General features: G+C 69.9%; 24 protein-coding genes. 1 reads left to right on the forward strand and 23 read right to left on the reverse strand.

What is annotated here, in order from left to right:
• Nucleotides 1-7 precede the first annotated feature (7 nt).
• From ACIA79_RS03265 to ACIA79_RS03375, 23 genes are all read right to left on the reverse strand, one after another.
• The gene (locus tag ACIA79_RS03265; RefSeq protein WP_399426415.1) at nt 8-2320 is read right to left on the reverse strand and encodes a carbohydrate binding domain-containing protein; all 2313 of its coding nucleotides are present in this window, start codon (nt 2318-2320) and stop codon (nt 8-10) included.
• Entirely contained in the window at nt 2320-5907 is a 3588-nt protein-coding gene (locus tag ACIA79_RS03270) for a hypothetical protein (RefSeq protein ID WP_399426416.1), read from the reverse strand. Before ACIA79_RS03270 ends, ACIA79_RS03265 begins: the two co-directional genes overlap by 1 nt.
• Nucleotides 5908-5983: 76 nt before the next feature.
• Nucleotides 5984-6538, reverse strand: a complete 555-nt coding sequence (locus ACIA79_RS03275) for a hypothetical protein (RefSeq protein WP_399426418.1) — start codon at nt 6536-6538, stop codon at nt 5984-5986.
• A 9-nt stretch (nt 6539-6547) separates the two neighbouring features.
• Nucleotides 6548-7060, reverse strand: coding sequence for a hypothetical protein (locus ACIA79_RS03280; RefSeq protein WP_399426419.1), 513 nt, complete (start codon nt 7058-7060; stop codon nt 6548-6550).
• A gap of 9 nt (nt 7061-7069) precedes the next feature.
• Nucleotides 7070-8056 carry a phage tail tube protein gene (locus ACIA79_RS03285; RefSeq protein WP_399426420.1) on the reverse strand — a complete coding sequence of 329 codons (987 nt, stop codon included), beginning with the start codon at nt 8054-8056 and terminating at the stop codon, nt 7070-7072.
• A 3-nt stretch (nt 8057-8059) separates the two neighbouring features.
• Entirely contained in the window at nt 8060-8416 is a 357-nt protein-coding gene (locus ACIA79_RS03290) for a hypothetical protein (protein WP_399426421.1), read from the reverse strand.
• 27 nt (nt 8417-8443) lie between these two features.
• Nucleotides 8444-8911 (reverse strand): hypothetical protein, encoded by a 468-nt coding sequence (locus tag ACIA79_RS03295; protein ID WP_399426422.1) that lies wholly within the window; start codon nt 8909-8911, stop codon nt 8444-8446.
• Nucleotides 8911-9729: a hypothetical protein gene (locus tag ACIA79_RS03300; protein WP_399426423.1), complete on the reverse strand. Its 819-nt coding sequence runs from the start codon at nt 9727-9729 to the stop codon at nt 8911-8913. Before ACIA79_RS03300 ends, ACIA79_RS03295 begins: the two co-directional genes overlap by 1 nt.
• A 1-nt stretch (nt 9730) precedes the next feature.
• Nucleotides 9731-10378 (reverse strand): hypothetical protein, encoded by a 648-nt coding sequence (locus ACIA79_RS03305; RefSeq protein WP_399426424.1) that lies wholly within the window; start codon nt 10376-10378, stop codon nt 9731-9733.
• A gap of 2 nt (nt 10379-10380) precedes the next feature.
• Nucleotides 10381-10596 (reverse strand): hypothetical protein, encoded by a 216-nt coding sequence (locus ACIA79_RS03310; protein ID WP_399426425.1) that lies wholly within the window; start codon nt 10594-10596, stop codon nt 10381-10383.
• On the reverse strand, nt 10596-10994 hold the full coding sequence (locus ACIA79_RS03315) for a hypothetical protein (protein WP_399426426.1): 399 nt from the start codon (nt 10992-10994) through the stop codon (nt 10596-10598). Before ACIA79_RS03315 ends, ACIA79_RS03310 begins: the two co-directional genes overlap by 1 nt.
• Before the next feature lie 25 nt (nt 10995-11019).
• Nucleotides 11020-12288: a phage major capsid protein gene (locus ACIA79_RS03320; RefSeq protein ID WP_399426427.1), complete on the reverse strand. Its 1269-nt coding sequence runs from the start codon at nt 12286-12288 to the stop codon at nt 11020-11022.
• 68 nt (nt 12289-12356) lie between these two features.
• Nucleotides 12357-13109 (reverse strand): HK97 family phage prohead protease, encoded by a 753-nt coding sequence (locus ACIA79_RS03325; RefSeq protein ID WP_399426428.1) that lies wholly within the window; start codon nt 13107-13109, stop codon nt 12357-12359.
• On the reverse strand, nt 13099-14346 hold the full coding sequence (locus ACIA79_RS03330) for a phage portal protein (RefSeq protein WP_399426429.1): 1248 nt from the start codon (nt 14344-14346) through the stop codon (nt 13099-13101). The genes ACIA79_RS03325 and ACIA79_RS03330 overlap by 11 nt, the downstream gene beginning before the upstream one ends.
• Entirely contained in the window at nt 14343-14510 is a 168-nt protein-coding gene (locus ACIA79_RS03335; protein WP_399426430.1) for a hypothetical protein, read from the reverse strand. Before ACIA79_RS03335 ends, ACIA79_RS03330 begins: the two co-directional genes overlap by 4 nt.
• The gene (locus ACIA79_RS03340; RefSeq protein WP_399426431.1) at nt 14501-16087 is read right to left on the reverse strand and encodes a terminase; all 1587 of its coding nucleotides are present in this window, start codon (nt 16085-16087) and stop codon (nt 14501-14503) included. Before ACIA79_RS03340 ends, ACIA79_RS03335 begins: the two co-directional genes overlap by 10 nt.
• Nucleotides 16023-16304, reverse strand: a complete 282-nt coding sequence (locus ACIA79_RS03345) for a hypothetical protein (RefSeq protein WP_399426432.1) — start codon at nt 16302-16304, stop codon at nt 16023-16025. Before ACIA79_RS03345 ends, ACIA79_RS03340 begins: the two co-directional genes overlap by 65 nt.
• Before the next feature lie 236 nt (nt 16305-16540).
• Complete coding sequence (locus tag ACIA79_RS03350) at nt 16541-16981, reverse strand: AAA family ATPase (RefSeq protein WP_399426433.1); 441 nt, start codon at nt 16979-16981, stop codon at nt 16541-16543.
• Between the two features lie 6 nt (nt 16982-16987).
• Complete coding sequence (locus ACIA79_RS03355) at nt 16988-17191, reverse strand: hypothetical protein (RefSeq protein WP_399426434.1); 204 nt, start codon at nt 17189-17191, stop codon at nt 16988-16990.
• A gap of 2 nt (nt 17192-17193) precedes the next feature.
• The gene (locus ACIA79_RS03360; RefSeq protein ID WP_399426435.1) at nt 17194-17493 is read right to left on the reverse strand and encodes an HNH endonuclease; all 300 of its coding nucleotides are present in this window, start codon (nt 17491-17493) and stop codon (nt 17194-17196) included.
• A gap of 10 nt (nt 17494-17503) precedes the next feature.
• A complete protein-coding gene (locus ACIA79_RS03365) occupies nt 17504-17917 on the reverse strand; it encodes a hypothetical protein (RefSeq protein ID WP_399426436.1) in 414 nt (137 codons plus the stop codon).
• Between the two features lie 172 nt (nt 17918-18089).
• Nucleotides 18090-18509: a hypothetical protein gene (locus tag ACIA79_RS03370; protein WP_399426437.1), complete on the reverse strand. Its 420-nt coding sequence runs from the start codon at nt 18507-18509 to the stop codon at nt 18090-18092.
• A gap of 110 nt (nt 18510-18619) precedes the next feature.
• Nucleotides 18620-19264: a GIY-YIG nuclease family protein gene (locus tag ACIA79_RS03375; protein ID WP_399426438.1), complete on the reverse strand. Its 645-nt coding sequence runs from the start codon at nt 19262-19264 to the stop codon at nt 18620-18622.
• A gap of 75 nt (nt 19265-19339) precedes the next feature.
• On the opposite strand from ACIA79_RS03375, the gene ACIA79_RS03380 reads away from it, so the two are divergent.
• Nucleotides 19340-19516, forward strand: a complete 177-nt coding sequence (locus ACIA79_RS03380; RefSeq protein WP_399426439.1) for a hypothetical protein — start codon at nt 19340-19342, stop codon at nt 19514-19516.
• Nucleotides 19517-19542 lie beyond the last annotated feature (26 nt).

Here is a 19542-nt window from a genome sequence, read left to right on the forward strand (position 1 = left end):
GGGTCTCCTAGTAGGCGAGTCGGGTGGTGGAGTCGAGCACGGAGTACACGGGGTCCCCGAGGATCCACACGGAGTCGGTGGTGGTGCGCGAGGTGTGGAACTGCAGCCGGTGCTGGGCGTGGCCGATCTGCTCGGTGTAGCCCTCGACCGTGAGCGTCGCCGAGGACGACAGAGCCTCGGCCGGCATGCCGGTCACGGAGAACACCGAGCTGATGTCGGCGTTGAGAATGTCGGCGTAGGTGCTCATCGAATACGCCTCAACGGCGACCTCGCGTACCTCGGGCTGCGGGTCGGCGTACCGGGAGATGATCCAGTTCGCCGCGTCGAGCACCGAGTTGTCCGACGTCTTGAGCAGGTTCAGGTCCTGCTGGTAGATCCCGTAGGCAGCGCGGCTGCTGTCGTTGAGGACGCGCTGCGTGGCGCCGCCCGGACGCGACGCGACGATCGTGTTCGTGAGCTTCTGGTCGTCGTCGCGGACCTCGACGCTGTCGGTCTCCAGGTCGGCGTAGGCGATCGAGAACGCCTCGCTGAGCGGGTCGGGGTTGTAGCGGACGTCGCGCCCCTGGTACGCCAGCCCGAACGAGGAGCGCTCAGCCAGCAGCTTCGCGCCCTCGGTCTGCTCGACCTCCTTCATCCGGGCCAGCGCGCCCTGCCCGCCCGGGCCCTGCCCGGCGACCGGGTCGTGGGCCGTGCCGGTCACGGTCACCGAGGTCACCGAGGCGTAGGAGGCGAGGCGCTGGATCCGCTCGTCCGCGGTCTCCCCGTCGTGGGCCGTGGTGCCGGAGGTGTAGTGCAGCGCGAGGTCCGCGCCGAGCGACGCGGTCGGGTCGGTGTACAGGGCGACGTGGCCGATGCTGCCGGACCACAGCCGCCCGCCCTTGAAGCCCCCGACATGCAAGGTCCGCAGCCGGTACTGCAGCTCGACGGTGCCGACGGCGACCAGGGCCCCGTCGACCCATACGTCTTGGGCCTGCTCGTCGTACACGATGTGGTGCAGCGCCCCGTCAGCGAGGTTGCTGCTCGTCGTGCCGACGATGGTAACGGGCGCGTTCGTGCGGGTGCACTCGATCTGAAGGACCCCCGACGCGGTGAGGCTGAAGATGATCTGGTTGTCCTCGTCCGTAGACGTCACGGCGAAGATGACCCGGCTGACCGTCGTGGTGGAGAACCAGGCTTCGAAGTGGTTCCACTGGGTGGAGGAGCGTGCCTCGTAGGTCGCGCCGAGGTCCGCCACCAGGTACTTGCCCGCGGACGCGGACACCGGGGTGAAGAGGGGGATCTGTTCGCCGGTCGCTGCGGGCCCGTCCGCTGCGGCGAAGGCGAGCGTGCCGCCGGCCCCGGCCTGGGTGATGGCGAGTGACCCGGCCGTGATGCCGGACAGGTCGCCGGCGCTGGTCGAGTCGGACGGCTCGGTCAGCGGGTAGTACGCCGCGGGCTCGTCGAGCAGCACTTCCTCGGTGAGGCAGGACCGCAGCGCCGGCAACCTGTTCAACCGCTTGAACAGGTCGGTGCACGTGATCGTCGCGCTGCTGTACAACCCCGACCACTTCGTGGGCCAGTCGTTGACCATGCCCCAGAACCTGTGGTGGTCCCGGGCGCCGGTGCCGTCGTAGGCGGTGGCGCTGCTCGCTTCCTCGACCTGGCACGCGTCGACCCACACCTGGTCGCCGACGGCCGGTGTGCCGATTGCGCCGATCCGCACCTGGTGGGTGGTGGACGTCGCGGTCCAGGAGACGCTCAGCCGCTCGAACCCGTCGAAGGTGGTGTTCTGGTTGCCGGTGGTCACGTCGGCCACGGTCAGCCGGACCGGTGCGTCCCCGGAGGGTACCCACACGTAGGCGGAGAACGTGTACCGGCGGCCGATCTGGAAGCCGCTGATCTTCGGGCTGGTCATGGTCTGGCCGGAGACGGCGCCCCAGGTGATGAGCATCGCCTGGGTGCCGTCCTGGACGTGGGTCGCCGAGGTGGTGCGGGTCGGTGTGCCGGAGCTGGTCCAGTCGCTCACCCCGGTGGCGAACCCCGGATCCTGCAGCAGGTTCTTCGCCGTGGTGATGACCCGCACCCTGAGCGGGGTGTTCTTCTTGATGTTCGGGTAGTACGGGCTGCTCGACAGCCCCGGGGTGAAGCGGCCGCCGGTGTTGTCCAGGGTCAGGCTGCACGTGCCGGGCTGGATGTCCGACAGCTCGTCCGACGCGCCGCGGGTGATACTGATTTTGGCGCTCTGAATGTCGACATATTGAGTGATGTCGGTCCACGTGATCGACGCGGCCGGGGTGGACACCGTGGACCCGAACCCTGCCTCCACCACCAGCCGCGTCATCAGCCCACCCCCAGCGTCACGTTCACGCCCTGCGTTCTCTTCAGGTTGAGCAGCACCTTCTGTACCTCCCGGCCCACGGCGACCGGGTCCAGGGCGCCGTGGATGTCGATGGACACGCGCACCGGCTGAGCAGCGGCGACCGTCGCCACCCGGCCCGGCGAGACCCGGCCGAGGCGTGGCGCCATCCGCGACGCCACCGCGGCGGCGGTCCGGTCCAGCGCGGGCAGGCCCTCGGCCATGCCGACGGCCAGCCCCTGGGTGGAGTACCGGCCCAGCTCCGCCATGACGCGGCTCGGGCTCTTGATGCCGAGGGCCTTCTTGATCGCACGCTGCATGCTCTTGGCGAGGTCGAGCATGGCTTTCTCGATGGCCGCGCGCTGGGACATCAGCCCGTCGAGATACCCGCGGCCGGCCTGCTTGCCGGTGTCGTACATCGCGTCGGCTCCGGCGCGGCCCATGGCTTGGGTCGCGTCGTCGAGCTGGCCTTGCAGGCTGTTGACCTGGCGCAGGGCCGAGGTGCCGGCGCCGGCCAGCGCGCTGGCGTAGGCGTAGCCGGACTCCGGGCCCATGTTCAGGATCTGCTGCAGCAGCCCCTTGTTCAGCCCCCGCTTGGCGAGGATCTGGATGTAGCGGGTGAACTGCTGGATCCTGGCGAGCTTCTGGCCGAGGCCGCTGGTGATCCCGCCGAGTGTCACGTCCTCGTCGGACATGCCGAGGTTGGACAGGCCGGCGGACTGCCGTGCCGAGGTGATGAGCCCGGTCGCGAACTCACCCGCCTGCTTGATCTTCGCGGTGATCGCGTCGCGCTGGGCGGCCAGGCCCTGGAGCTTGGCGTTCGTCCGGTTCACGCTGGCGATCAGCCGGTCGTCCAGCGTGGTGCGCTGCCCTCGGAACGCGGCCGCGATGTCCTTGGCCAGATCCTTCGCCGTGGCGGAGATCTGCGCCCGCGTCCCGGTCAGGCCCGTGATCAGACCCGCGCCGATGTCCTTGGCGATGGCCTGCATCTTCTTCGACGGGGAGGCGATCTCCAGTTCAGCCCGCACGCCGGACGACACCGCGGCCGCCATCACGCGGGCCGCGAGGTCGACCTGGCCCGCCGAGCCCCTCAGCCCCGCCGCCAGGCCAGCGCCCGCGGCCGCTCCGGCGCCGGACATCCCGCCGCCGAGCCCCGCGCCGAGACGGCCCTCGTTCAGGGCGTCCATGAACCGCTCGCCGTACCGGCGGACGGAAGCCGCGCGGATGACGTACTCGCCGTTCGAGAGGAGCGCCGGGATCGAGTCGGACGTGGAGGTGCCCGGCCCGCGCACCGGCCCGCCGGGCGCCCGGCGGACGATGCCGCCCTGCGCGCGGGTCGCCACACCGTTAACGATCTTCGTTCGGTTGGCCGACGAGTAGACGGTGTTGATGTAGGTGGTGGCTGTCTTGCCGTCCACCGACGCGAGCTTCGCCTGCGCGATGCGGATCTTCGTTTCCAGGTCGGAGATCTCTGCACGGACGCGGGCCTTGTTGGAGTCGGGCACCGTCTTCAGCCGGCCCTTGGCGTCGGCGAGCTTCGCCTTCAGGTCGGTCAGGTCGCCCCGCAGCATCGCCGTCTTGTTCGGCGTGGCCAGGATCTGGGCGGCGAGCTTGCGCGCCGCCTGCTCGTCGAGCCCCATCAGCTGGGCGGTCTTGATGAGCTGGGTGTGTCCGCGCTGATGGATCCCGTTGACGGTCTCCCACGACGCGCCGTTCTCCCGGGCCGACTCGGCGGCCTTCATGGTGGCCGAGGCGAGGTCGTCCAGGGCCTGACTGTTGGCCCGCCCCTTCTCGGTGTTGATGTCGAGGGTGCGGCCGTTGGCCTGGACCGCTGCGGCGGCCGCGTCGATGGCCGCCTCCATGCCGCGCATCCCGCCGCGCGCCATGAGGTTCGCATTGTTCAGCGCGTGGAGGCTGTCGCGCAGGCCATCGGTGCTGAGCTTCTGCGCGTCCAGCTTGGCCTTAACCGCGGCGGCCTGCTGCCCGAAAAGCCCCTGGGACTCGGCGACCAGGCGGGCTTCGAACGCCACGTCGGCGAGGGCCTGCTTGTAGGCGCTGAGCTGCCCGCGCAGCTCCGTCTTGCCGAGCTCTCCCAAGCCGGCCGCGGCCTGCTTGAAAGCGGCCTCGGCGAGCTGGGGGTTGCCGTTGCGGACCAGCTGGGCCAGCGCCTCGTCGAGGGCGCCGACCTGTTCCTTGGCGATCTTGAACGGGGTGGAGTCCATGCCGATGAGCTGGCCGAGCCACTGCACCGACGCCTCGTAGTTCGAGGGCCGGGACAGGGTACGGAGGGACTTCTCCAGCTCGCCGAGGTCGGAGCCCAACATCCGGGCCGCCTCGCCGCCGAGCTTGCCCGTGCGGCCGAACTGCGCGACCGACGAGGTCATCTTGTCCATGTCGGCCGGCGCCTGCCGCCCGATCGACATCAGCTCGGACAGGGTGATCAGGAGCAGGCCGATACCCGTGCCGGCGACCGCGAGGCGGGCGCTGCGGGACAGCGCGCCGAACGAAGCGCCGAGCGCGGCCATGCGGCCGGTTGCCCCGGCCGCTGCGGTATGCATCGCCATGACCGACGCACCGAACCCGACCACCGCCGCGCGTGCCGCGGCCAGGCCGATCGCGGCGAGGCGGACCGCCTTGATGGCGATGGCGAGCTGCAGCAGCGTCGCGATCGCCTCCGGCGGCACGGCGGACACGATGGACGCGAGCACGTTGACCGCCTGGAGCATGCCGACGCCGACCTCGGACCCGGCCTCCAACAGGTTGCCGAGTGCCTGGCCGATGTGCCCCAGCGTGTCCCCGACGAGCGGGCCCTGCTGCCTGGCGTAGTCCATGAAGCGACGCAGCCCGCCGCCGACCTCGCCGGTGTCGGCGCGGCGCAGGAAGCTGACCAGCCCGTCGTTCGCGCGCTGCAGGCTCCGGTCGGTGAAAGCTGACACCTTGTCCATGAACCGGTCGAAACCGGGGGTGCTGACCGCGCCGCCCGCGAGGGTGATCGTGCGGTCCAGCTCGCGGCCGAACGAGCGGGCCATCGGCGTCAGCTTCGGCAGCACCGCGCCGAAGACGGCGAAGGACTTGGTGATCGGGGTCATGGTGTCCGCGGCCGAGGCGGCGGACCACTCCTTGTACTCCTCCTTGAAGACGGACAGGGCGGCGGCGGCCTCGCGGGTCGGCTGCGGCAGCTTGGACGCCTGCCGCGCGTAGGCGGCCTGTGCCTTGACCGCCTCCTGCGACCGGGCTCCGCTCTCGGCCACGGCGTCCTGGTACTTCTTCTCGGCCTCCGAGACCTCGCCGAGCGCGGCGATCTGCGGGCCGAGCGCGGCTGTGTAGGCGATGGCGCCGGCCGCCACCGCAGCGGTGCCCGCAGCGATCGGTGCGAGCGAGGCCGCGACAGGGATGGCCGCCGGGGCCAGGGACATCAGCGAGCTGCGCAGCTGCTCGACGGCCGTGCCGCCGTCGCGGGCCGCGGCCGACAGGCGGCGGGAGAGCCGGTCGGCGGAGTCTCCCGCCCGGTCCAGCGCGGGGGAGAGCTCGTCCCGTCCGGTCACGGTGAAGCTCATGCGGGAGTCCGCCACGATCAGGCACCTCCTTCCGAGTGCTGCGCGAGGTGCTCGTCGATCCAGGCGGTGTAGACGTCGAAGTCGTCGACGGTCAGCTGGTCGAGCTGAGGAGCAGGGATGTGGAGGAGGTGAGCGAAGAGACCGAGGTACTGCTGTCGGGCTCGGTCGATGTCGGGGTCGGGCTCGAAGACTCGGCCGCTTCCTGCTGCGGGGCCGGGCCGGCCTCTTTTCCCTTGGCCTCCTCGATCAGCTCGGCCAGCACCTCGCGGGCCCGGTCCGGGTCGGCGGCTTGCTGGACCATGCGTTCCGCGACCGCGGCGAACTCTTCATCCGTGATCTCGGGTTCCTGCGCCCGGATGGTCAGCGCCCCTTCGAGCCAGGCCCGGATCTCCTTGTCGTCCATGCGCGCGACCATGTCCTCGACGCCCGGGTCGAACTCACCCCAGCGGAGCGCCGGCTGGGTGCGCTTCTTCAGGACCCACACAACGCCGCGCATCGCGTCCAGGTCTTCCTGCTCCAGGCCGGTCTTGATCTCTCCCCACTTCTTGTCGATGGTGCGGGAGACGATCGAAGCCTCCGAGACGAGCAGCGTGCGGGCGTCGTAGTGCTCGGGCTCGCCGCCCTGCGGGGTGTAGATCACGATCATGAGTTGCTCCTAGGTGAGTCGATTGCGCACGTCGTCCAGGACGCGCGCCACCTCGGCGGTCATACGGGGGGTGTGGGATCGGACGGTCTTCTCCCACCACATCGGGGTCGTCCACTGGTTCGCCCAGCGGCGCCGGTTACCGAACACGGGGTGCCGGATCCGGCCGTCCGAGCTGTTCATCGTTCCGGGCATGTCGCGCAGGTCGGCCGGCAGGGAGGCCCGGTCGATCCACACACGCGCGCCGGGGCTGCCGGTCGTCCGCACCGAGATGCGGACGGCGCCTGCGATCGTGGCGCGCAGCGGGCGCGTGGTCGGCGACGGGCCACCGCGCTTCCCTGGCTTGCGGGGCTCCGCCCTGATGGGCAGGGAGCGGATGGTGTCCCGCATGTCGTTGCGCAGCGGCTCGGCCGCCCGGCGGATACGGCGCTGCATCGAACTGCGGATGTTCTCGTGGCCGGCCGCGCGCAGCCTGCGCTGCAGCTCCAGCAGCTGGCCGGTGCCGAGGATCTGCACGCTGCGCACGGCGTCACCTCACAGGGTGCTGTCGGTCGACATGTACTCGATGGCCACGGCGTTCGTGCCGTCGTACAGCGCCGTGAAGGAGAACGTGGGCCTCACGACGTCGAAGCCCTCGACGGTCGGCGGGGCGTCGTCGATCCGGATCGCGGGCAGCTTGATGCGGAACGTCTCGTAGTGCGTGGCCGCGATGAGCGGGCCGACCCACTCGATGACGCAGGACGTCGCGCCGTCGGAGGTGTGCAGGTCGTCCACGGTGGTGGCGACGTAGTCCATCTCCAGCGACCCGGTGATCTTGACCAAGTCGTTGCTGATGGGCTCCTTCTTGGTGCCGGACTGCCCGGCGTAGAACCGGTCGGTCGCCTGCGGCCGCTCGATCTTCACGGACACCTTGCGCACGCCGTCCAGCGCGGTCTCCGCGCCGTAGGTCCCGGTCTTCACGGCGAGCTGCCCGAAGTGGAACGGGGCCATGCTGGAGTACGACGCGGCCGCGAGGGTCTGCCCCTCGTCCACCGACTTGGCGTCGATCTCCCACGACGAGGTGAGCATCTCGCCCACGCCGCAGGAGAACTCGGCCCCGACGATCTTGCAGCCGACGAAGCTTTTGTCCGTGACCGTCCCGGTGGTGAGCGGCACGCCCTTCTGGATGGTCAGGCTCTTGCCCCAGGTGTCGGCCAGGGTGTGGGTCTGGAGATACGCCGTGGTCGCAGCCTGCTGCACCGGGGTGACGGTCGTCCCCATGAGGCTCTGGAGGAGTACGCCCATGCCCTTGTTGGTGACCTCCATCTCCAGGGTGCCGCCACCCTCGGTCTGGGTGACCACGCGCCGCGACGACAGCGCCATCAGCCGCCCCGCGGCGATGCCGCTGGACTGGGCCGTCGTCTTCTTCAGGACGAGCGACTCCTTGGTGAACTCGATGAACTTCGTCGGCGCGACGAACGTTCCGTAGCTGCTCTCGGCAGCGATGCCGATCTGTGCTCCGAGACCGGATCCGATCGCCATGGATCAGCCCTCCCTCTGCGGCCGGGCCGCGCTGGTCTTCTTCACCGGGTTCCTGGGTGCCGGGTCGACGGCCGGGACGGGTTCCACCGGCGCGGCCGCGGTCTCTGTCTTGGGCTGCGGCTCGACGGCCTCGGCCTGGGCGACCGGCTGTACCGCCTCGGTGGGCGGCTCGGCCGGCGCCGGGGGCTCCGGCTCCTCCCAGTCCTCGGGTTCCTCCACGCCCTCCCACAGGGTGGTCTGGCAGACGTAGCCGCCGTACCGGTGGTCCGGCACCTCGACGACCTCGTCCGGCTCTACAGCGCGGCCCCCGAGCTCCGGCACGATGACCTGCTCGGGACCGAGAAAGCGCACTCGCGCCATCGCTCACTCCTTGGTAGGTGGGGGTGTTCAGATGCGGGCGCGGCCCGCGACGGCCCAGGCGATACCCGCTCTGGTGCCCTCGTTGGTGAACTGCTGGCGCAGCGCGCCGGCGGTGAACTCCGACCACAGCACCGTGCCCTCAAGGGTGGGCGCGGTCGGTGCGGCGTCGGTCGCGCGCAGGATGGTCTCGAGCGTGGCGAGCAGTTCGAACGCCCGGAGCCGGCGGGGCCTGATGTCGGCGTCGCCGGTCCAGGACTCCAGCCAGCCGAGGATGACGAACTCCTCGTCGCGGCGGCGGGCACCTGCGTAGGCGAAGCGCTGCTGCAGCTGGGCGGCGTCGTCGCTCTCGGGCTGCCACCCGACGGAGATGAAGTCGGCGGCCGCCATGTCAACGGCCGGGGGGCCGTCGAGGACTTGGACGCCGGCGAGTTCCGGCGCCGCCTGCAGCAGGGCGAGCAGCGCGTCGATCGCTGCGGGTACGGCGGAGGTGGCCATCACGCCACCGCCGGGGGGAGCTGGTGGGCGCTGAGCAGCTGCATCGCCCGGTTGGGGATGGCGTAGCCCAGGCCCGGGATGGGCTCGTTGACGTCGAAATCATCGAGGCCGCGCTGCGGCCGGCCCGGTCCCTGCTGGGTCCGCCACAGGTGTTGCAGGATGATTTTCGCGGCTGCGCGGATGGCGGGCGGTACGACCCTGCGGCCGGCGGTGTAGGTGATGCGCAGCGGCCCGGACAGCGTGGCGCCGTCGAGACGCTGCACGACACCGCTGGCGGAGTCCAGGGCGAGGTCGGCGGCGAGGTAGGAGGTGCCGCCGGTCAGGATCCCGGCGAGCATGGTGACCTCCAGGACCGGGGTCTGGCGCAGCACGAGGGCGCTGGCCCGGGTGAAGTGGTGATCCTCGGTGACGGAGCGCACGATGACCGGGCCGACGAAGAACTCGACGGCCTCGGTCGTGGTGGCGATCCATTCGCGGACCTCGTCGTCCTGCGTGGTCGTGGTCAGGTTCAGGTGGCGCTTGGCCTCGGCCAGGGAGAACAGGGCGGTCGACGCGGCGGCGCTGACGTCGAACACGTCGGTGTACGCGCCGGCGTTGACGCCCGTGGCCAGCCAGCGCACCGTGTGCCGCCCTGCCTGGGTGGTGGTGTAGTCGTAGGTGTAGGTGCCGGTCGACGCGGGGGTGACCGGCGAGACGGTGACGGTGGTGCTGTCGGGCAGGGTGATGGCCAGGGTCATGCTGCCCGCGTTGGCGAGCGCGCCTGCGCCGTCCCGCACGGTCGTGCCGAGCGGCACCACGGCGCCGAGGTCGTAGGGCATGTCAGCCTCCGCTCAGCGTCGGGCCGGTACGGGTAAACGGCCCGGGCCCGGCCGTCGTCCTCAACGAGGGCGTGACCGTCCCGGGCCGGGTGATGTTGAGGGAACCGAACTCTGCATGGTCCGGCGTCCCGGCGTCACGGTGCGCCTCCAGCAGCAGCGACAGGTCCGGCTGCGCGGTCCACACGGGCGCGGCCGCGGTACGCAGCACGCTCCACGTGACGCCGTCCGGGGACGCCTCCCAGTACAGGAGCCCGGCGTCCTCCCGCAGCCGCAGCCACGCGTGCGCCACCGGATCGTAGGCGGGGAACACCGCGCCGGGATCGGCGTAGCCGACGCGCAGATACACGCCCAGCGCGCCCTGCGCCCGGTCCACGAGGAACCCCGCGTCAGTGCCGCCCGTACCGCTGAGCACGAGGATTGAGCAGGCCGCGGTCGTCGCGCCGCCCGGGGCCGGCGGCCATACGCGTAGCGAGATCTGCGACCAGGTGAGGGTGTACGCCGACGCCGACCGGTACGCCGCGTACCCCGTGGTGCACGGCACGCGGGCCCGGCCGCCGGCCTCCATGGGGTCGCCGTAGGACTGCGGCCAGAGCACCGGGTCCACCACACCGTCGTCGAAGTTGTCGCGCAGCATGCCGAACCCGGGCATGGCTACTCCTTGCTGGGCTGCCTGCGGCGGGCGCGGGTGGTCCGCTCCGGGGTGGCTCGGTTCGCCTCCGGTGTCTCGCGGGTTTCTCCACGGACCATTTCGGCGCGTACACCGTCGGCCCACATGGCAGCCTGCGGGCCGGGCAGGTCGACCTCCTGCCCGGCCTCCCAGGCGAACCCGTCGCCCGCCACCGAGACGAGCATCCGGATTCGCGCCATCAGTCCCCCAGTCCCTGGTGCCGCTCGTTGACTTCGCGCTCGGCCTGCGCTTCGGCCGTCTTCACGGCCTCGTCCTGGGCGTCCTTGAGGGCCTTGATCTCGGCATCCGGCTCGGAGGAACCGGTGCCGTCCTCGGCTGCCTCGGACGTCACTCCGCGGGCGGCGATGTCCACCGCGGACGCGGCCTGCTCGGCGAGCTGCTGCTTGGCCGCGGCGATGGCCACGTCCTTGTCGCCGATGAACTCGGGCCGGATCTGGTCCATCGACCCGTCGGCGCGTCGGGACGCCATGACGATGCGGTCGTGGTCGCCACGCTCGGCGGCCCTGGCGGTGGGCTTGTCCTGCAGCACGCCCGTCTCCGAGAGGGAGGTGCTGTCCTTCTTCGGCGTGGTCGCCATGATGCTGCTCCTTCAGAGCTCGGGATCAGGAGGCGGCGTTGCGGTAGGCGCGGATCGCGGCCGTGTCCTGCGGAGTGCCGTCCGCCCGGGCGAAGGCCAGGAACCCGAGCTGCAGGTAGTCGGCGTACCGCTCCGACAGGCGCAGCGTCTGGATGTCCTGGACGTCGCGGATGAGGTAGCCGGCGAAGAAGTCGCCGAACAGGATGGACTTGGCGCTCGCGGCCATGGCGGGCATGTCCTGGTTGACGATGTAGGAGTAGCCCAGCACGCGGTCCGGGACGCCGGCCTGCACCGACGGCTCCCACAGCGGGCGCTGCTGCGAGTCCTTCAGCTTGCGGACGGCGCCCAGGGTGGAGTCCGCCATCATGAACTGCACGCGGCCGGAGTTGCGGTAGGCCGGGTCGACGGAGTGCACCAGGTCGACGAGGTCGTCATAGGTGACGGAAGTGGTCTGGCCGCTGGCGCCGGTCTTGCCGACGGTGGCGTTGGTCTGCACACCTTCCGGCTGGGCGGTGCCGGTGCCGGTGGTGAAGTGCGCGTTCTGGATGCGGCCGATGCGCTCACCGAGCTTGCGGGCGAGCCACGTCTCGAAGTCCAGCACCGAGTCCTGCAGCAGCTGCAGCGAGACGCGCACCAGCTTCGAGGTGTACATGTACGCGCCGATGTCCTGCTGCCCGAGCGTGACGTCCTGCTCCGTGACCTGGGTGTTCTCGGAGAGGATCGCGCCGACGTTCGCGGTGTCGTCGTTCGTCGGCCACGGCAGCGTCGCACCGGTGGCCGTGGTGATGACCTCGGACACCTGGCGCATGGCGCCGTAGAACTTCATCGTCTCGATCATCTTGGCGCGGAAGTCGGCCGGCACCAGGTAGCCTCCGGCCGCGCCGGTCGCCACACCCTGGGCACGCAGTTCCTTGCCGTCGACCCAGCCGGAACGCAGAGTGCGGCGCTCCTCGCTGGTCAGATCCTGGCTGCCGTCACGCAGCCACGTCCGCCACGCGTCGGCGTAGGCCTTGACGCCGTCCTCGCCGCCATGACGCTTCCGGGCCTCCTCCGCCTCCTCGGTGTCGGCCGAGGCTGCGACGACCTGCCTGTAGTCGACCGAGGCCAGGCGGGCATGCCGCTCCTCGGTCTCGATGGTCTTGGAAAGCTGCTCGACGTCGGCGAGCGCGGCTTCCCACGCGGCATGGTCCTCCGCGGACAGCATGCCGCTTTCGTCTGCGCGGGCCTGGAACTCCTGCGCCTTGTCCCAGGCGCTGGCCCGCTCGTCGATCAGGCTCTGAAGCCGATTGGGCATGTGTGCCTCCAGCACAACGAGCCCCGACGCCAGGCTGGCGGGGGCTGGGGGTAGGGGTGTGAGAGCGGCTACCGCGCCAGGCGGTAGCGGGCGGCGAGCGCCTTCATGCGCATCGCCTGACGGCCCCCAGTGGTCTCTCCCGGCTGGGTCACGTCGGTGCTGCGAGTGGTCTCAGCCGGCTCGCGGCGGAAGTCGAGAAGTTCGGGCCGATAGGCGGCCCGGCGATCGAAGGCGGCTGCGTCGCCGCGGGCCGCCAGGGCGACACCGACGGAGCGCAAGCCCGCGTCGGTGTCCTCGTAGGCGGGGAACGTCACGGCGGACACCTCGTAGAGCTGGACCTCGCGGATGATGCGCAGCTCCGCTTCCGCCTCAGCCGTGTCGCCGTCGACTGTGGTCTCGACGCTCACGGTTTCCCAGTCGTCCTTGACGACCCGAAAGCCGAAGCTCATGCCGGTGATGTTCCGGTTGCGCAGGTTCACCACCAGGTCGCGGACGTAGGACAGTTCGCTGTCGAGGTCGGCGTCGACCGCCAGGCCCACGGCATCCTGCGCCAGCCGCAATGTGCCGGCGGACACCCGGGAGACGACCATGCGAGTGTCGTGGTCGATGAGGAACCGCGCGTCACCCTCACTGATGGTCTTGGTGAACGCGCCCGGCGCGATCTCCTCGTAGAATCCCCAGGTCAGAGGGTTACCGATGGCGGTTCGTGAGTTGAACACCGCAGCATGCCCGGTGAAACCGGGCCTCGTCTCCTCGTCTCCGGCGCGCACCTCGAGCCCGGCCGTGGCCAGGGTGAGGTCGCGTCGCTCCTCAGTCCTCATCGTCCTGCCCTTCCGTAGCCGGGGGTGGGTCGTTGTCCAGCGGGTCGGAGCCCAGCGGCGCCATGTACGTGGGCTGCAGATACGCGTCGCCCTCCTCGCCCGGAATGGGCGGCATGTCTTCAAGGGCCCTGATGTCGTTCGCGGAGAACGCGCCGATGTCGCGCATCGCCCGGTAGAACGTCGCCCTCGCCGAGCTGTCGCCCCGGAGCAGGCCCTGTACGGCGTACTTGGCGTACTCGTCGTCGGGTAGGAGCTCCTTGGTGACGCGCTGCTCCAGCGGCGCCAGCCACGTCGGGGCCAGGTCGAAGGTCACCCAGCCCTGCGCCTGCTGCTCCAGGCCGGTGCCCCAGCTGGTCGACTTCTCCGTCGACATCAGCAGGAAAGGGGGCACGCCGAACATGCGGGCGATCTCGATGACCTGGAACTGCCTGCTCTCCAGGAACTGGGCATCGGTGTTGGGCATGGCGATCGGCTTGTACGAGGCGCCGGAGTCCAGCACCGCGGTGCGCTGCGCGTTCGCGAGACCCGCAGAGGCGGCATCCCAGCGGGCCCGCAGCTGCTCTGCCTGGTCCCTGTTCAGCTTCTGCTCGGTCTGCAGGACGCCGCCCAACAGGTTGCCGCGGCCGAACAGGGAGCCGGCCGACTTCTCCGCGGCCTGCGCCAGGCCGATGCCCCCGGCGGCCATACGCACCGGTGAGACGCCCTGCAGCCCGTCGTAGCCGAGGCCGGGCAGGTGCAGGATCTCCCGGGACGTCAGATCGTGCTGGACGCCCCAGTCGTCAGTGATGGTGAACAGCTTCCTCGGTGGATCCGTCTCCGACGGTCGGGCCAGCTTCACCGTCACCCGACTTGGGGTCACCGGCCACAGCTCGACGATCTCTCCGCCACGGTTGCGGACCTTCTGCACGTACCCGTTGCCCCACAGCACCCGCGCAGCGCCGACCAGGCGCCACAGCTCCAGCGACGTGAGCTCCGGGTGCGGGTTCTTCAGCAGCCGGTTCTCGGTGCGGTCGCGCGTTCCGTCACGGTAGGTGTGCAGCGGCAGCGCCGCCGACACTCCGGCGATCAGCGCCACGCACCGCCACACCGCCGGCATGCGCAGAGCCGATGTCTCCGACACCGACACCCCGGCGTCCGTCTCAGGGCCGCCCAGCCAGTTCAGCAGAGACGTACTGGTCAGAGGCACGGCCGGGTTCTCGGGGCTGGCCCGCTTCTCGAACATCCCGAACAGGCTCATCGCCGTGCCCCTCTCCGCCGGCTGGCCTGCGTGCGCTCGAGGACGATGACGCCCATGACGCCAGCAGCGACGCATGCGGCTGGTACGGACCACAGGGCGACACCGGCGACGACGAGAGCCACACAGGCCAGCTCCAGGACGAAGAGGAGGGCGTCTACAGCCACAGGTTCGGCGCCCCTTCCGGTTCGATGTGCGCCCGCTCGGAGTGGCCCCACAGGGCGAGCGTGGAGGCCACCAGCGGGCTGATGTCGACGCTGACGCCCCGCCGGGCCCACGCCCATCCGTCGCCCACGGGCCTCTTGTCCGCGCCCGCCAGAGCCGTCGCCATAGGCGGCTGGTCCACGTGCGTCAGGCGCTGCTCTGCGACCGCGTCGTAGAACTGCCCGGCGGCCGCGGCGACGTCCCTGGTCTTCGGGATGAGCAGCAGCTCGTCGATCTCCTCGTCCGTCAGCCCGCCGATGTCCTCGTCCGGGTCGCCCTCCTTGAGGGCCTTGCGGATGTCGGGGATCAGCGACCCTGCCGGGCCGCCGGCGTCGATGACCAGCGCGCACGGACGCCACTTGTCGACCAGCTTGACGATCCGTTTGGAGACCCAGCCCGTACCCGGGTGGTGGTCGACCACGTCCACGATGCGTACCTCGCCGAACGTCCCCGCCCCGCTGATCGCACTGTGTGACCGCTCAGGGGTCGTGTCGACGGCCAGCGCCACCGGGCCGTCGTCGATGCCCGCCTGACAGTCTGCGACCGCCCTCCACGCGTCCTCACTGATGACCCTCCACGTGTCCTCGCCCGTGCTCGGGTACGTGCCCACACCGAGCCGCTCCCGGGCGTAGCCCTCGGCCCCGACGGTCAGCCGCTCCTTGGCGGTGTGCTCCATCGTCAGCCGGTAGCCGATCGCCGGGTTGGCCTTGAGCACCGATTCCGGGGCGTCGATCTCGTCGTGGAGGGTGCAGTCGCGGCTGCACTCGTCCACGTGCGGGTCGATCGACCACTCCATGTAGGCCATCGACGGGTCGGGCGTGCCCGTCTCCACAGCGGCCAGCGCACGCTGCCGCAGCCGGCCCAGCTGTACCGACGGGGCGCCGATCCCCGCCGACCCGAAGTACCAGATCTGCGGATTGGGGACCGCGGCCATGGTGAACGACAAGGCCTCCATCGCCTCGTCGCCCAGGATCATCGCCTCGTCCATGATGTTGCAGTCACCCGTCATACCGCGTCCAGAGCCCTTGGAGCGGGCGATGAACCGCAGGCGGGCGCCAGACTTGAGCTCGATACACTCCTCGCCGCCCTTGCGGCGCACGGTCTTGACCTGCGGCCGCAGGTCGTCGCTGCTCATCAGCAGCTGCTCGATGCGGCGCATGGCCTCCATGGCCGTCTTCAGCTCGTGCGCCGAGTGCAGGATCAGCCGCTCGCCCAGCAGGAACAGGCCCGCCAGCTCACGGGCCTCGATGATGCCGCCCTTTCCGTTCTGCCGGGGGACGCTGGTGCACACTTCGAACGCCGCCCACTTGCCGTCAGCGCGCTCGCCCAGACCCTGGTCCAGGACGAACTGCTGCCACGGGTCCAGCCTCAGACCCGCCACCTCAGCCAGCTCGACCGCCTCCTGGCCCGCGCTGGACAGCGCGGTGCCCGGGACGGTCAGGATCCGGGGCCGCTGGCTGCCGTACAGGCGGCCGTCATCGGTCTCCGGCAGCCTGCTCGCGTCCGGCGAGACGCTCCTTTCGGCGACGCTGGAGCTCATCGACCGCACCCCCCTTCCCGGACGACCCGGACAGCGCCCGCAGCCGGGCGAGCAGCGCGGACAGTTCGCGGGCCACGACGGCCTTTGACGTCGGAGCGTCACCGGCTGGGATCTCGTCGAGCTCTCGGGCGAGGCTCAGCGCGATGGCCGCCATGCCCGGAGCGGTGCTGGTCACGCCGAGATTGTCAAGCTCTTCCTGCACGTCGTCGCTGATCACGACCCCACCCCCGTCACACTGCGTCACGTCACTCAGTGTGACGGCCGCTAATGTCGTCGTTTGTCAAACCGGGTCAAGATCGTCTGTGTGGAGCCCGGGGGGAAATCCCGGCGACAAGGGCGTTTGGGTCGCCCGTCCTCCGGCTGAAGACTGAACCCACTCTCCCCCTCGCGCGCCGGTCAGGCGCTCGCGGCGAGGGGTCCGGCCGGCCACGCGGTAGCGCTGTGTACCGGGTGTCACCACTCCCGGGCAGACTGCCGGGTGACGGGTCGTGAGCCGCCCTTGCGGTACTCGCGGTACCAGCGGGTGACCACGGCCTCCATCTCGGGCTGCCGCATCATCTCGACCCGCTGGCGAACGATCGCTTCGCCTGGATCGACGACCACGATGCGCGCGCCAAGCCGCTTGTACTTGGCTCGTGCCTTGGGGCTCGGCATGGTGTGGATGAGGTACACGTCGGTGGTGTCCAGGTGCCGCTCGGCCTCGTGGATGGCGGCCTGCCGTGCGCGGTGCACGATGCGGAGCAGCACTGGGTGATGCCGGTGGTGGTCAGCGCCCGGGCCGGCCATGGCCAGAGCCATCAGGTCCAGGTCGATGACCACGTCGCTGGGCTTGGCATGCGACCGGATGTAGCTGCTCTTGCCCGCGGCCGGCGGTCCGGTGACGACGATGAGCACGGTGCGTCACCCGCTGCTCAGGTCTACCGCGTAACGCACACCCGCGCCGTCACTCAGCGTCTGCAGCGCCAGCGTGATGCCGTCGATCTCAACCTGGTCGGTGCCATAGGCGCAATGCGTGACGCCCGTCTGCTCTGTCATCTCGCCCATGCGATCCAGAGCGTCGGCAAGGCGGCGGAGCATCGTTGCGTCAGCCACACGGTTGCCCATGGTCACCACCTCCGGGCAGAGCGCCGTGCCTGGGGACTGAGGGTGCTGCGGTTACCGCGGGCGCTGTTGCACCGGCGGTGCGCGGACCGTGCGTTGGCCGGATCGAGGAGGTCACCGCCGCGACTGAGGGGCACGAGGTGGTCCAGGGTGAACGCCCAGGGATGTCGGCCTGCCGCAGGGCCGGTGATGTCGTAGCGGATCTGTTCGCCGCATAGCCAGCACGGCAGGCCGAGGGAGCGCTGACGGATGCACAGGTCGCGGTAGCGGCGCCCGTTGCGGGGGTTGCCAGCCACGGGCGCCACCCCCTGCGCGTCAATACCCGCCGGACTGTCGGAGATCCTGTGTGACCTGTTCCCGGAGCTCGGGGCAGTGCGACTGCACGCCAAGCACTACAAGCTCCTGAGCCTCTTGCTTCTTCGTGCCCCAGTCCATGCCAATCGGGTAGAGGTTGGCCCCTGACAGGCTGAGCAGGTGCTCGACGCTGTGCCCCTTCTTCAGTTCCGAGCACCACTGCGGCGGGTAGCTCACGAGCTCTTCGTCCGTAGGACCCTTATCGGCCCAGCTCTCGAACGTCTCGGCATGCACGGCTGCAAGGAACCGTTCATCAGGGCTCACTGTGGGCGTGGGGCTGGGGCTCGGCTTGGCTTTGGCGTCTCCGCCGCCGGAGCAGCCGCCCAGGCTTGCTGCCAGTAGGCACGCGGCGAGGATACTGCTGGTGGTTCGCATGATTCCCCCAGGGCTCAACATGATGAGAGGGGCACATCATGCTGGCTACTGACCTCTAGCGGAGCCCGTTCCGCCATTTCGTAATCCAGATTCGTGTAAGGCCCGCTCCGGCTCGGTGAGGGACCGGAGCGGGTGTCCTGCCGTCCGGCGGGGGCCCGGGACGACAGGACGGCTACGCGGCGCGGCAGGAAGCTTCGGCGTGCTGGCGAACAACGTAGGCGATCTCGCGCTGGGCGGAGCATTCGAAGCAGGCGACCGGCCGACCAGGTGTCGGGGCATGATGGTCGCTCAGGATCTTCAGGTGGCGACAGGCGAGCCGAACGAGAAGAGCTTCATCGTCGGCGATGTCCTGCGTAGCGACGGTACGCAGGCCCACATTGCGCCGTGCACCCTTCCGCGTCCGTTGCTCTGCCCGAGCTAGGTCAGCAAAGCGGTAGAGGTTGTGGCCGTTAGCAGTACGGCCGACCTTCTCGATGCCGTATCTGCGAATCCACGAGTAGACCGTGGGCCTCTCAACCCCGGCGTGCTCTGCCGCGTCGGTGACGGTGATGGCGTCGGTCCCGTCATCCAGCTTGACGATCTCGACTGCCACGGCGCACCTCCGGAACGACAAAGACCCCAGCCGAAGCGTGGGGTCTCTCAGGGCACACGTGTGCCGTTCACCCGCAGTATGAGTGCATAACGATCAGAAAGCAAGCAGCCTCAGAGGACCAGCGCCGGCACTCCGTGCTGGGCGCGTATCCCGTTGATGTAGTCGACGAGCGGGCCCTCCAGCCGGAACCACTCTCGCTCGTGACGCAGCTCGGCGAACTGCAGGTGAATCTCTCGCTCCCGCTTCCAGTAGCCAGGCTCCGTCGCGAGCACGACGAGGTCAGGCAGATTGAAGCTCTTCATCCGGCCGATGAGGTCAATGGTCGTGCCGATCTTGACGAGGTTGCCGCTGCGGATGAAGTAGACGATGGGGTTCTTGTCGGCTCGGATATATCGGTTGTCGACCTTCTTGTAGCCGGCCTCTTCTACTTCCTTGGCGAGGGCTGCGCGAATGCCGTTAACGACTCGATCGCTGATCTCCCTGCGGATCTCCTCGGGCGCGCCGAGCCGCCAGAAGTGGTACTCCTTGAGGCCGCTGCTCTCGTAGTGCGACTCGCATAGCGGGAACGGTTCGCTGTGGGACACGACGATGCGGCACGGCTCGCCGCGGTGGGTGCCGACGCACTGCCCCTTCGGTGAGGCGTGCACTGCTATCCGTATCCGCATGCCGCAGCCGCATCGATAGGCGCCGCGGCCGGCTCGGCCGTCGGGGGTCATGGTGCGTCCGCAGCTGCAGGAGACTGTGTAGAGCGCCATTCTGAGATTCTCCCTCCGGGTACTGACAACGGCGTTTGTCAGCGGCTTGGTTGGGTGGTCGGCCACACTGCTGCTATGGCGACGGTGTTCAGCGTGCAGGCGGATACGCGTGAGGAGTGCGAGCGGGAGCTGGCCCGGCTGTGCGAGGCGTTCGGGTTGCGGCCGGCGCTGCTGCCGCGGCGGTCGATCGGTACGGAGCGCTGGATGGCGCGGGCTGCGGTGGTGGAGCGGGAGCCTGAGCCGCTCGTATGATCAGCGGTGCACCCCCGGCCACTTCG

The sequence above is a fragment of the Streptomyces sp. NPDC051310 genome (genome assembly GCF_044455245.1).
Taxonomy (GTDB): Bacteria; Actinomycetota; Actinomycetes; order Streptomycetales; family Streptomycetaceae; genus Streptomyces.